This window comes from Streptomyces sp. CNH287 (assembly GCF_000424825.1).
Map to the genome: position 1 here is coordinate 54,076 of NZ_KE384253.1, position 12,800 is coordinate 66,875.

The following is a 12,800-nucleotide window of genomic DNA, read 5'->3' on the forward strand; positions in this document are numbered from 1 at the left end:
AGGCGGTACACGGTGACGCCCGGGGAGAGCCGCCCGGGCGTCACTTTCCGGTACGGGCCCTCAGCCTGTGAGGCGTACGGGGTTCACCACGTCGGCGACGAGCACCAGCAGCGTGAAGCAGATGAAAACGCCCGCGACCACGTAGGCGACGGGCATCAGCCGTGCCACGTCGAACGGCCCGGGGTCCGGACGGCGGAAGACCTTGGCGACGTTCCGGCGGACCGACTCCCACAGTGCTCCGGCCATGTGGCCGCCGTCGAGCGGGAGCAGCGGCAGCATGTTGAAGAGGAACAGCGACAGGTTGAAGCCCGCCACCAGGAAGAGCATGGTCGCCACCCGCTGCTCCGGCGGGATGTCCAGCGCGAAGACGTCGCCGCCGACCCGGGCCGCGCCCACGACGCCCATCGGGGAGTCCTGCTCGCGCTCCCCGTCGCCGAACGCCGCGTCCCACAGGTCGGGGATCTTGGCGGGGAGGTCTATCAGCGCCTGGACGCCGTCGACCATCATGTCGCCCATCCGGTCGACAGCCTGCGGGAAGGACTGCTCGACGATGCCGCTGGCCGGGGTGAAGCCGAGGAAGCCGGTGGTGACGAACTCGCCCTCGACATAGCCGCCGCGGCCGTCGAACTTGGCGACCTGGTTCTCCACCAGATCGGCGTGCAGGGTCTTGCGCGCGCCGTCGCGCTCCACGGTGAGGGTGGCCGGGCCGATGGTGTCGCGGATGTCCTGCTGGAGTTCGTCCCACTCGGTGACCTTGTGGCCGTTGAAGGCCACGATCTCGTCGCCCGGCTTCAGGCCCGCGGCCTTCGCCGGGGAGTCCGGGGCGCCGCTGGTGCACTTGCCGGTGTCGGCGGAGGCCTGGAGGACGCAGTCGGAGACGCTGGAGACCGTGGTCGTGGTGGTGTTGACGCCGAATGTCATCAGCACACTCAGGAAGATCCCCACGGCCAGGATCAGGTTCATGAACGGCCCGGCGAACATCACGATCACGCGTTTCCACGGCTTGCGCGTGTAGAAGAGCCGCTTCTCATCGCCGGGCTGAAGCTCCTCGAACGCCGCGGCTCGCGCGTCCTCGATCATGCCCCGGAAGGGCGAGGTGGAGCGCTTCCTGATGGCCCCGTCGTCGCCCGGGGGGAACATGCCGATCATGCGGATGTAGCCGCCGAGCGGGATCGCCTTGATGCCGTACTCGGTCTCGCCCTTGCGCCGCGAGAAGATCGTCGGCCCGAAACCGACCATGTACTGCGGCACCCGGATGCCGAACATCTTGGCCGTGGACAGGTGCCCCAGCTCGTGCCAGGCGATGGAGAAGAGCAGGCCGACGACGAAGACGACTATGCCGAGGATGGTCATGAACGTCGTCATGCACGGGCCTCCACTACGGCCTGGGCCAGCTCGCGGGCTCGGCTACGCGCCCAGCTCTCGGCCTCCAGGACATCGGACAGGGTCGGATCGGTTCCCGTGGAATGGCTCCCGGAGTGTTCACCGACCACAGCGGAGACCGTATCGACAATCCCGGTGAAGGGCAGCCTGCCGGCGAGGAACGCGTCGACGCACTCCTCGTTCGCCGCGTTGAAGACGGCCGGCGCGGTGCCGCCGAGCGCACCGACGTGGCAGGCGAGCGGCACGGCGGGGAACGCCTTCTCGTCCAGCGGGAAGAACTCCCAGGACATGGCCTTGGACCAGTCGAAGACGGGACCGGCGTCGGGGACCCGGGCGGGCCAGCCCAGCGCGAGCGCGATGGGCAGCCGCATGTCCGGCGGGCCGCACTGGGCCAGGGTCGAGCCGTCGGTGAACTCCACCATGGAGTGGATGAAGGACTGCGGGTGCACGACAACCTGGATGCGGTCGAACGGGATGTCGTAGAGCAGGTGGGCCTCGATCACCTCCAGCCCTTTGTTGACCAGGGTCGCGGAGTTGACAGTGATGACGGGGCCCATCTCCCAGGTGGGGTGGGCGAGGGCGTCCTGCGGCGTCACCTCGGCGAGCTCCGCCCGGGTGCGGCCCCGGAACGGGCCGCCCGAGGCGGTGACCAGGAGCTTGCGCACCTCCTGGCGGGTGCCGCCCATCAGCGCCTGGAAGAGCGCGGAGTGCTCGGAGTCGACAGGGATGATCTGGCCGGGTGCCGCGAGCGCCTTCACCAGCGGGCCGCCGACGATCAGCGACTCCTTGTTGGCGAGGGCCAGCAGCCGACCGGCCTTCAGCGCCGCCAGGGTGGGGGCGAGGCCGATGGAACCGGTGATGCCGTTGAGTACCGTGTGGCACTCGGCGGCGGCCAGTTCGGTCGCGGCGTCGGGGCCGGCCAGTACTTCGGGGATCGGCTCTCCGGCCCCGTACTCCGCGCGCAGCGCCTGCCGCAGTTCGACGGCCCTGTCCTCCCGCGCGACCGCGACCGTACGCACCTGGAGCCGGTGGGCCTGCCCTGCCAGCAGGCCCACCCGGCCACCCGCCGCCGACAGCCCGGTGACCCGGAAGCGCCCGGGATTGCTCAGCACCACGTCGACCGCCTGGGTGCCGATGGAGCCGGTCGACCCGAGAATCACGATGTCGCGAGGGCCGTCTGGTGCCGTGGCACCGGCCGGGAAGCGCGTGTGCGGATCAGCGAGGGAGTTGGTCATTGCCCTATTGTGTCTGGTCCGCCGGAACCCGTGTCACCGCGCCCTCCCGCCGTACGGGGCCCGTCCGGCGGGTCAGCGGACGGGCCGGTGCACGTTGTCCCGCCGGGTGGGGCCCGGCGTCTGGTCGGCGATCCAGGGGCCGTCGCCGGAGGGGTCGATGATGCCTTCCTCGAGCCAGCTGTAGGAGCCCTCGAGGATGCCGCGGGCGACGCGGCCGTCCAGGTCGTCCGTGTTGGTCCACAGCCTGCCGAACAGCTCGTCGACGCGGATGCGGGCCTGGTGGCAGAAGGCGTCCGCGAGCTGCGGCGCCGACCGCCCGCTGCCGGCGCCGGTGCCCGTGCCGCCGTGGGCCCCGTCACGACGCAACTGCTGGGCTCGTACGCATGCGGCGCTCATCGCGAAGAGCTCCGCGCCGATGTCCACGACGCGGCCCAGGAAGCCCTGTTTCGTCTCCATCCGGCCCTGCCACCGGGTCATGGCGTAGAACGTCGCGCGGGCGAGCTTGCGTGCGGCGCGTTCGACGTAGCGCAGGTGCGGGGCAAGGTCACCGAACTCGGCGTAGGAGCCCGGCAGCTGCCCCGCACCGGCGACGAGTCGGGGCAGCCACCGGGCGTAGAAGCCGCCTGCGGCCACGGCGGCCCGCCGTTTGTCGGACAGTGACGCCTCCGGCGAGATCAGGTCACCGGCGACGGCGAGGTGCGCGTCGACCGCCTCACGGGCGATCAGCAGGTGCATGATCTCGGTGGATCCCTCGAAGATGCGGTTGATGCGCAGATCGCGCAGGACCTGTTCGGCCGGTACGGCACGCTCGCCGCGGGCTGCCAGGGACTCCGCGGTCTCGAAGCCCCGTCCGCCGCGGATCTGGACCAGTTCGTCCGCGATCAGCCAGGCCATCTCGGAGCCGTAGAGCTTGGCGAGCGCGGCCTCGATCCGGATGTCGTTGCGGTCCTCGTCCGCCATCTGGGAAGAGAGGTCGAGTACGGCTTCCAGGGCGAAGGTCGTCGCCGCGATGAAGGACATCTTGCTGCCGACGGCCTCGTGCTTCGCCACCGGCCTGCCCCACTGGACGCGCGCACCGGTCCACTCCCGGGCGATCTTCAGGCACCACTTGCCCGCACCGACACAGGTGGCCGGCAGCGAGAGCCGGCCGGTGTTCAGCGTGGTGAGTGCGATCTTGAGGCCCGCTCCCCCTCCGGGCCGATCCGGTTCGCGGCGGGCACGCGCACCCGGTGCAAGCGGGTGACGCCGTTCTCGAGGCCGCGCAGCCCCATGAACGCGTTGCGGTTCTCGACGGTCACACCCGGCGAGTCCGCCTCCACCACAAACGCGGTGATGCCGCCCCGGCGCTCCGGCGTACGGGGCACCCGCGCCATGACGACCAGCAGGTCGGCGACCACGCCGTTGGTCGTCCACAGCTTCACCCCGTCGAGGACGTACTCGTCCCCCTCCGGCACCGCGGAGGTGGCGAGCCGCGCGGGGTCGGAGCCCACGTCGGGCTCGGTCAGCAGGAACGCCGAGATGTCCGTACGGGCGCAGCGCGGCAGGAAGGTGTCCTTCTGCTCCTGGGTGCCGAACATCTTCAGGGGCTGGGGGACACCGATCGACTGGTGCGCCGAGAGCAGCGCGCCGACCGCGGGGCTGACCGAACTGACCAACGTCAGGGCCTTGTTGTAGTAGACCTGGGAGAGGCCGAGGCCGCCGTACTCGGTGTCGACCTTCATGCCGAGCGCGCCCAGCTCCTTGAGCCCGCGCAGGACCTCGTCCGGGATACGGGCCTCGCGCTCGATCAGCGCGCCGTCCAGAGCGGTCTCGCAGAAGGTGCGGAGACGGCCGAGGAACTCCTCGCCGCGGCGTACGGACTCCGGTTCCGGCTCGGGGCAGGGGTGGATGAGATCGAGCCGGAACCGGCCGAGGAACAGCTCCTTGGCGAAACTGGGCTTGCGCCAGCCCTGCTCACGGGCGGCCTCGGCCACCTCTCGTGCCTCGCGCTCCGTGACGGTCATGACGCTCGTCCACCTCGCACTTCCGGCGCTCACGGCGCATGGGCGCCCGCGTACTCGCACAGACTCTGCCGACGGGTGCTACTCGTCCGTATGTACCCGATACGCACCGTGGGTGCCAGCCCCCGCGCGGGGCGGACCCGCGCGAAGGCGGCGGGGCGGCGTACGGGGGGTCAGGGCACAGCGCGGTAGTGGGTCGTGAGGCGGCCCTCGTCGTCGTGGATGTGGAAGGCGAGCATCGGCGGCAGCCCGTAGTCGATCAAGGGCTTGCCCTCCCAGGGCATGCGCAGCGTCGAGACCACGCCCGGGGCCGCGATCATCGGCAGCCCGGCGAAGGTGGTCGCCGCGGCCGTGTGGGTGTGACCGCACAGGAACGCCGCGACGTGCGGGTGCCGGGCGGTCACCGCGGCGAGCCGCTCCTCGCCGGTCTGCCGGACGGTGTCGGCGTACTGCGCGTGCAGCGGCACAGGCGGGTGGTGGAAGCAGACGAATGCCGGGGCCTCGTGCGGCCCTGCGCTCAGTTCGTCGTCCAGCCAGGCGAGCGTGGCGTCGTCGAGACGGCCCGCGTCTCGCCCCGGAATGCTGGAGTCGCACATCAGGAAGGTCGCTCCCGGCAGGCGGTGTGCCGCGTTGACGGGGGTGGCGTCCGCGGCGTCGCCGCCGAGCAGCCCGGCGCGGTACGGGCCCCGTACGTCGTGGTTGCCGGGGCAGAGCAGCGGAGTGTGGCGGGAGCCGGCGAGCAGCTTCGCCGCTTCCTCGTACTCCTCGGGTGCGCCGTGGTCCGCTATGTCGCCCGTGAGCAGCACGGCGTCCAGTTCGCCGGGCAGGTCGTCCAGGTAGCGCAGCACGCGCACGGTGCGCTCGCGGGCGCGGGCGCCGTGGTCGCCGTCGCGGTCCTGGCCGAGGTGGATGTCGCTGAAGTGGGCGAAGACGAACACGGGCGGGATCTCACTTCCAGGTGACGGAGAAAGCGCGGGCGGGATTGTGCGGGAAGATCTGGGCGGCGAGTGCCCGGCCCAGGAGGTACGCGGCGCCCGGGGCAGCGCGGGCGGTGGTGGTGGTCGTGTCGGCTCCCCAGCAGGAGTTGCTCGGCGTGTCCGGCGGCGGCCGGCACTTCGAGGGAATCCAGCAGACCGCCGTCGGTGGCGTGGTGGGCGCGGGAAGGGCCGTCGAACACGAGCAGGGCTCCGGTGGCGGCGGACGGCGTACCGCTGCATGCGCCGATCGGCGCACCGGCCCAGATGGCCGAGCAGCACAGGGTGCTGAGATACGCCCCGGTCCCGGCAGAGGAGTTCGACGAGTCGAGCGCGGCGGTCCGCCCTCCAGATGCACGGCGAGGGGCGCGCCGGTGGCATGGTGCGCGTCCGCGGCGGAGGAGAGGGCGGTCCGGGCATGGAAGCCCAGGTGGTGGAAGCCCCGGCGACCTTGACGAGCCCCGCTCGCGGGCGCCGTCGCCACGGGCGCCGCCTTGGCTGCCCCGTCCGCCGCGGATGCCCCGGGGTGAGTTCGTCGACGAAGAGTCCGGCCAGGTCCCGGGGAGGGCTTCCCTCCGAGGTGCCGTGCGGGTCCGACGCGTAGTGCTGGGGCCTGGTGGAGTCCGGTGGCCGCCACCAGGTGCACACCGATGCGGCGTGAGAGGCCCACCAGTTCTCCCGCGCGCCGCCCCATCCCCCAGGGGTCCACCGGACGAGGACGCTGCCGCCGAGCGCCGCAAACCGGCGCAGCCTCCGCCTCGGCGGCGGTCCGGTCGGCCAGCTCCTGCCCGGTCAGCGGTGCGCTGTGCAGGAACACGTGGTCGTGCGAGTCGAAGGCACCGAGGCCCGTGGGGCTCCGGTCGCCCAGTACGGTGCGGATCAACGGCCTGCGCCGCCCGTGCCATGGGACAGGTGCAGCACCTGGTAGCGCTCGCCTTCGGGGTCCCCGGTGGCGGGTCGACGGCGCAGGACGAAGCGGACCAGCTCCCAGCGGTGCGGGTCCAGGCAGAGGGCGGCGCTGTGGACATCCGGCTCGCGGAGTGTCGAGCGCAGTTCCTCGTGCGCGGCAGCGATCTCGGTGGCGATGTCCGCGCCTTCCGGAACGGGCCGCACCAGCCGCTCCGCCGCCTCGGGGGATTCGGACCGTGCCGGGCCGTCCGCCTGGGCGAGGCCGTGCCAGTTCCGTACGGCGGGTCGCCCGAAGTCGGCGGTGAGACCACCGAATCCGGGGCCGCGCAGGAAGTCGGTGAGGGCCTCGGGGTCACGCCAGAGGTAGAAGGGCGCGTACTGGTTGACTGTGGAGCCGTCCTTGCCCCGCTCGCGGATGACGAAGGCCTTGAGGCCCAGCCCCGGCAGGCCGTCGAGCAGGTGGCCCCTGGTCCGCACCCGGTGGCGTATGACCCCCATGTCGTAGTCGGCGGGCAGGGTGATCTCGTACTGCATGGCGTGCATGAAACATATTCCCGTCAGGTCAGGCGGAGGTGCGGGGCAGCGTGCGGGCAGCCTCGAGGAGCGCCAGGAGACCGTCGATGGCCTGCTGGAAGGGCGCCTCGTCGGCGGCGGACCGGGCGAGGACGTAACCGCCCTGGACGACCGCGACGACGGTGGCGGCGGTGGCCCGTGCGTCCAGCGAGGCCGTCAGCTCTCCGCTCTCCCGGCCCTCCTGGAGCACCTGCGCCAACTGGCCGCGCAGCCACTCGAAGGTCTCCTCCAGCGGGCGGCGCAGGTCCGGGTCGGCGATGATCTCCGGATCCTGCGCGAGACCTCCGATGCGGCAGCCGCGCAGTACGGAGCGCTCCCGCGTGAGGTAGGCCCGCACCCGCTCCACCGCACTGCCCCCACTGCGCAGATCCCGCTCCGCGGACGCCCGCAGCTGCTCGGCACTGCGCCGTACGGCGATGGCCGCGAGGCCCGGCTTCCCGGTGAAGTGGTGGTACATGCTGCCCTGGCCTGCACCAGCCCGCTGCTGGATGGCCTTCGGGCTGGTGCCCACGTAGCCCCGCTCCCAGAGCAGCTCCTGGGTGGCAGCGATCAGCTTCTCGGCTGTGCTCATGCAGCGACTGTACATACCAGTAGGTACACAGTCCAGGCAAAGAACCGCTGCCCGGTCCTGCGACCGGGCAGCGGCAGGAGTGTGGAGCGGGGGCGGAGCGCACGGGGGCGCGCCCCGTGAGCTTGGCCGAGGACCTCAGAGGTCGAGGCCGGTGAGCACCATGACCCGCTCGTAGGTGTAGTCCTCCATCGCGAACTGCACGCCCTCGCGGCCCACTCCGGACTGCTTGGCGCCGCCGTAGGGCATCTGGTCCGCCCGGTACGACGGCACGTCACCGATGATCACGCCGCCCGTCTCCAGCTCACGGTGCGCACGGAAGGCGGCCTGGACGTCGTGGGTGAACACTCCGGCCTGGAGCCCGTAAGGGGAGTCGTTCGCCGCGGCGAACGCCGCCTCCTCACCCTCGACCCTGGTGACGGACATGACCGGCCCGAAGACCTCCTCGCAACCGATCTTGGTGTCGGCGGGGACGTTCTCCAGCACCGTCGGGGCGTAGGTCGCGCCGTCCCTCGTACCGCCGGTGAGCACCTTGGCCCCGGCCACCACGGCCTCGGCCACCCAGGCCTCGACACGCTTGGCCGCGTCCTCGCTCACCAGCGGGCCCACGTCCGTGGCGGAGTCGGCGGGGTCTCCGGTCCGGAGCCCCTCGACCGCCTCGACGATCTTCGGCACGAGCCGGTCGTAGACCGAGGCATCGGCGATGACGCGCTGCACGGAGATGCAGGACTGCCCGCCCTGGTAGTTGGAGAACGTGGCGATGCGCTGCGCCGCCCAGTCGATGTCGGCATCGCTGGCATAGTCGGCGAGCACCACGGCCGCGCCGTTGCCGCCCAGTTCCAGGGTGACGCGCTTGCGCGGCGCCGAGTCAAGAATGGACCAGCCGACCGGTGCGGAGCCGGTGAAGGAGACGACGGGCAGCCGCTCGTCCTGCACCAGAGCCGGCATCCGGTCGTTCGGCACCGGCAGCACCGACCAGGAGCCGGCCGGAAGGTCGGTCTCCGCCAGCAGCTCGCCGAGCAGCAGACCGGACAGCGGCGTGGCGGGGGCGGGCTTGAGCAGGATCGGGGTACCCACCGCGAGGGCCGGGGCGACCTTGTGGGCGCAGAGGTTGAGCGGGAAGTTGAAAGGCGCGATGCCCAGTACGGGGCCACGCGGGAACCTACGAGTCAGCCCGAGCCGGCCGGTGCCGCCCGCGTCGGAGTCGAGGCGCTGGGCCACGCCGCCGTTGAAGCGGCGGGCCTCCTCTCCCGCCAGCCGGAAGACCGAGATGCACCGGCCCACCTCGCCGCGCGCCCACTTCATGGGCTTGCCGTTCTCGGCCGAGATCAGTTCCGCGATCTCCTCGGCCCGCTCCTTGATCCGGGAACAGACGTGGTCGAGCGCAGCTGCCCGTACGTGCGCGGGGGTTGCCGCGAACTCGGCGGCGACCGAGACGGCGGCGGCCACGGCCTCCTCGACCTGGTCCGCGGTGGGCACGCTCACGGCGCCGACGACGCGGCCGTCCCAGGGAGAGGTGACCTCGAATGACTCCTCGCCGGTCGCCTGACGGCCGGCGAGCCAGAACGCGTGGGTGGCGACTTCCTTCGTGGCTGGCACAGTGAATCCCGGCCCTTCCGAAATGGTGGGGAAATGAAGGGGATGATGCGGTTGGCTCTCTGCCGCCCACCGTAGGGCGCAAGCCCCTGAAGTTTGATTGTCCAGCGCGGCAGAATCCCGCCCACCCTCACGCCGGATTGTCCTTAGGCGGCCGAGAAGACACCCCAATACTTGACCAGGCCATGCCAAGACGCGAGTATGCGCGCGCACAGCAGCTCAGCACAGTCCCCCACCCGTCGCACTGGACACCCCAGGAGATGCGATGCGCACACGAATACGCGGCAAGAAGCGGACCACCACCGCAGCCGTACTGCTGGCCCTCGCGCTGGCCGCCCCGGTGACCGCACAGGCCACCGAATCAGCACGGTCCGACGCGCCGTCGGCGCGCAGCGCCGGACCCCGAGCACAGACCGGAGACCTGGCCGCGCCTGCGGCGCCCAAGAGCTACCGGGTCGCCGGCGTCGACAGCCGTAAGGAGCGCAGCGCCGTCGCCGCGACCGGCGTCTCGATCGACACCGTGCACACGGACTCGGTGGTCATCACCGGGGACGCGGCCGGAATCCGCGCCGTCGAACGGCTCGGCCACCGGCTCACCTCGCTCGAGGGCCCACCCGACCGCACGCGGTCAGGCGAGCCGCCCAAGGCGAAGGACTTCCCGCCGGCGGACTCCGGCTACCACAACTACGCCGAGGCGAACGAGAAGATCGACGGCTACCTCGCGAAGTACCCGGACATCATGGCCAAGAAGGTCATCGGCAAGTCCTACGAGGGCCGGGACATCGTCGCCGTCAAGATCAGCGACAACGCGGCACAGGACGAGGACGAGCCCGAGGTCCTCTTCACCCACCACCAGCACGCCCGCGAGCACCTCACCGTCGAGATGGCGCTGTACACCCTGGGCGAGTTCGGCGCGAAGTACGGGGCCGAGGAACGGATCACCAAGATGGTCGACGAACGGGAGCTGTGGGTCATCCCGGACGTCAATCCTGACGGTGGTGAGTACGACATCGCCTCCGGCAGCTACCGGATGTGGCGCAAGAACCGGGAACCCAACCCAGGCTCGTCGGCCGTCGGTACCGACCTCAACCGCAACTGGGACTACAAGTGGGCCTGCTGCGGCGGCTCCAGCGGCAGCCCCGGCTCCGAGACCTACCACGGGCCCTCGGCGGAATCCTCGACGGAGGTCGGCGTGGTGGCGGACTTCGCCCGCAGCCGGGTGGTGGCCGGCGAACAGCAGATCACCGCGCACATCGACTTCCACACGTACAGCGAGCTGGTGCTGTGGCCCTACGGCTACACCTACGACGACACCGCGGGCGGGCTCACCCAGGACGACCGGGACGCCTTCGCAGCGATCGGCACGTCGATGGCCGACAGCAACGGCTACACGCCGCAGCAGTCGAGCGACCTCTACATCACCGACGGTTCCGTGAACGACTGGATGTGGGCCGACCAGAAGATCTTCTCGTACACCTTCGAGATGTATCCCGGCTCCGCCGGGGGCGGCGGCTTCTACCCGCCTGACGAGGTGATCGGTGAGCAGACCGCCCGCAACAAGGAAGCGGTGCTGATCCTGCTCGAGAACGCGGACTGCATGTACCGCTCGATCGGCAAGGAACAGGAGTACTGCGCAGCCGGCTGACCCCGCGGACACGGACGGCCCGGCCGGTGGCCGCCGGGCCGTCCGGCGGAGCAGGCCGCGGCGTACGGGGCCACGGCCCTCCGAGCGGCAACCCGGCGATCCGGGAGCGGCGTATGCGGGGAGCGGCGTACGCCGAGAGCACTCAGCCGGTGGCCTTGAGCGCCAGCCAGAGTTCCATCCGCACATCCGGGTCGTCCAGGGAACGCCCGAGGATCTCCTCGACACGGCGCATCCGGTAGCGGAGCGTGTGCCGGTGTACGCCGAGGTCGGCCGCGGCGGCGTCCCACTGGCCGTGGCGGGACAGCCAGGCGCGGAGCGAGGCGACGAGGTCGCCCCGTCCATGCGCATCGTGCTCGTGGAGCTTGCGCAGCAGGCCGTCCGCGAAGGCGCGCACGGCGTCGTCGGCGAGCAGCGGCAGTACGGAGCCCGCGGCGACATCCTCGTGTTCCACGAGGACCGTGCCACGACGGCGTGCGACGGAGAGGGCCTGGCCCGCCTGCTTGAAGGCCACGGGGACGGCCGGGAGCCCGGCGGGCGCGGAGACGCCGATGACCGCTGTCTCCACCTGTCGGGAACCAGCCTCCGGCCGGTTTGCCGCGACTTCGGCCGCGTGGCGCGCGCAGGCGGCGACCGCCGCACCGCCGTCCGAAGCGAGCACCACGAGCCGCTCACCGTCCGGGACGACGAGTACCGCCTCACCGTTGCGCGCCGCAGCCGTCTCCACAGCGTCGGCAAGATCGTCGAGAACGTCCGGCGCGGAGTGCCCGGACGGCGCCGTGAGGGGGCCGCCCAGCGGGGCGCCGCTCTGTATCGCTCTCGGTCTCCGTCCGCTGTCACCAGGGGGAGGCGCTTCCCGCCCCGTCACGGGAGCGCCCGCAGGCGTGATGGCGCGCCGCGCGGCGGCTGTCCCGGCGCCCCGGGTACGGCCGACCGGAGCCGACGCCGGCTCCGCGACGATCACACGCATCGGAGCGTCCAGCAGCCCGCCGTACAGTTGCCCGGCCACGGCACGCGCGTGGTCCGCCTCGCCGGACAGCAGCATCCGCAGGACCGCCGCGCCCAGCCGCTGCTCGGCTTCCTGGAGGGCACGCGAGCGCTCGGTGGTCAGGGTCAGCAGTGCCACGGCCGAGTGCACCGCATAGCGCTCCGCCGTGCCCAGCCGGGCAGCCGTACCCACGGCGAGCACGGCCTTCGCCCGGCGCCCCGTCCCCACCGACTGGAGCTCGACCCGGTCGTCACCCGCTTCCGACTCACTGACCACGGCGCTCGCGGGCGCCGGGCGGTCGCGCAGGCGCTCCGCGTCTCCGATGAACCGGGCGGCCCTGCGAACCGCCCAGGCCGGCGCGGTGGCGACCATGGTGCCGGCGGCGTCGTACAGCGCGGCCCAGCCGTTCACGTGCCCGGCCAGCCGGGCCAGCAGGGCCGCCGGGCCCTCCTCCGAGAGTGCCGCGGCGGTCATGTCGCGCTGCGCGTCGAAGCCCGCCGTGACCGCGCGGTACTGGCCGGCGGCGATGGACGCCGACACCACCTTGCTGATCGCGATGAAGGGGGTACGCCGCGGCACCTCGAGCAACGGGAGGTCAGCCTCCTGAGCCGCCCTGACCAGGGCTTCCGGCGCCTTCTCGTAGTTCACCCCGGCGGCGAAGGCCAGCCCCACCACCCCCTTGCCTGCGAGCAGCCGGACGTATCCGCGCATGGTCTCGAGGTCCTCCGCGTCCAGCTTCAGCGCGGTGATCATGATCAGCTCCCCGCCGTCCAGGTACGGCGTGGGATCGGCCAGCTCGCTGGCGTGAGCCCAGCGCACGGGGGTATCGAGCCGGTCCTGTCCCGCGAGCACGGAGAGCCGGAGCGCGGAGTGCTGGACGAGGCTGGCGAGAGTCGGTGGCATAACGCCCTCACCGTACAGGCGCCCATCCC

8 protein-coding genes and 1 pseudogene are annotated in these 12,800 nt (G+C 71.6%); 1 reads left to right on the forward strand and 8 read right to left on the reverse strand.

Annotated features, from left to right (window positions below; all coding sequences use genetic code 11):
- Positions 1-60: 60 nt before the first annotated feature.
- The 7 genes and pseudogenes from H299_RS0129740 to H299_RS0129770 form a co-directional block, all read right to left on the reverse strand.
- The gene (locus H299_RS0129740) at positions 61-1,365 is read right to left on the reverse strand and encodes a site-2 protease family protein (RefSeq protein ID WP_027751407.1); all 1,305 of its coding nucleotides are present in this window, start codon (positions 1,363-1,365) and stop codon (positions 61-63) included.
- Entirely contained in the window at positions 1,362-2,618 is a 1,257-nt protein-coding gene (gene dxr, locus H299_RS0129745; protein WP_027751408.1) for a 1-deoxy-D-xylulose-5-phosphate reductoisomerase, read from the reverse strand. The genes H299_RS0129740 and dxr overlap by 4 nt, the downstream gene beginning before the upstream one ends.
- A 72-nt stretch (positions 2,619-2,690) precedes the next feature.
- A pseudogene (locus H299_RS36985) lies at positions 2,691-4,621 on the reverse strand (acyl-CoA dehydrogenase family protein).
- A 170-nt stretch (positions 4,622-4,791) separates the two neighbouring features.
- The gene (locus H299_RS0129755; protein ID WP_027751409.1) at positions 4,792-5,556 is read right to left on the reverse strand and encodes a metallophosphoesterase; all 765 of its coding nucleotides are present in this window, start codon (positions 5,554-5,556) and stop codon (positions 4,792-4,794) included.
- Positions 5,557-6,471: 915 nt separating this feature from the next.
- The gene (locus H299_RS0129760; RefSeq protein WP_027751410.1) at positions 6,472-7,044 is read right to left on the reverse strand and encodes a DUF4865 family protein; all 573 of its coding nucleotides are present in this window, start codon (positions 7,042-7,044) and stop codon (positions 6,472-6,474) included.
- 19 nt (positions 7,045-7,063) lie between these two features.
- A complete protein-coding gene (locus tag H299_RS0129765; RefSeq protein ID WP_027751411.1) occupies positions 7,064-7,645 on the reverse strand; it encodes a TetR/AcrR family transcriptional regulator in 582 nt (193 codons plus the stop codon).
- Between the two features lie 135 nt (positions 7,646-7,780).
- Positions 7,781-9,241 (reverse strand): aldehyde dehydrogenase family protein, encoded by a 1,461-nt coding sequence (locus H299_RS0129770; protein ID WP_027751412.1) that lies wholly within the window; start codon positions 9,239-9,241, stop codon positions 7,781-7,783.
- A 262-nt stretch (positions 9,242-9,503) separates the two neighbouring features.
- On the opposite strand from H299_RS0129770, the gene H299_RS0129775 reads away from it, so the two are divergent.
- The gene (locus H299_RS0129775) at positions 9,504-10,883 is read left to right on the forward strand and encodes a M14 family metallopeptidase (RefSeq protein WP_027751413.1); all 1,380 of its coding nucleotides are present in this window, start codon (positions 9,504-9,506) and stop codon (positions 10,881-10,883) included.
- 142 nt (positions 10,884-11,025) lie between these two features.
- Here the strand turns inward: H299_RS0129775 and H299_RS0129780 are convergent, their stop codons facing one another.
- Entirely contained in the window at positions 11,026-12,771 is a 1,746-nt protein-coding gene (locus tag H299_RS0129780; RefSeq protein WP_027751414.1) for a PucR family transcriptional regulator, read from the reverse strand.
- Between the last annotated feature and the right edge of the window lie 29 nt (positions 12,772-12,800).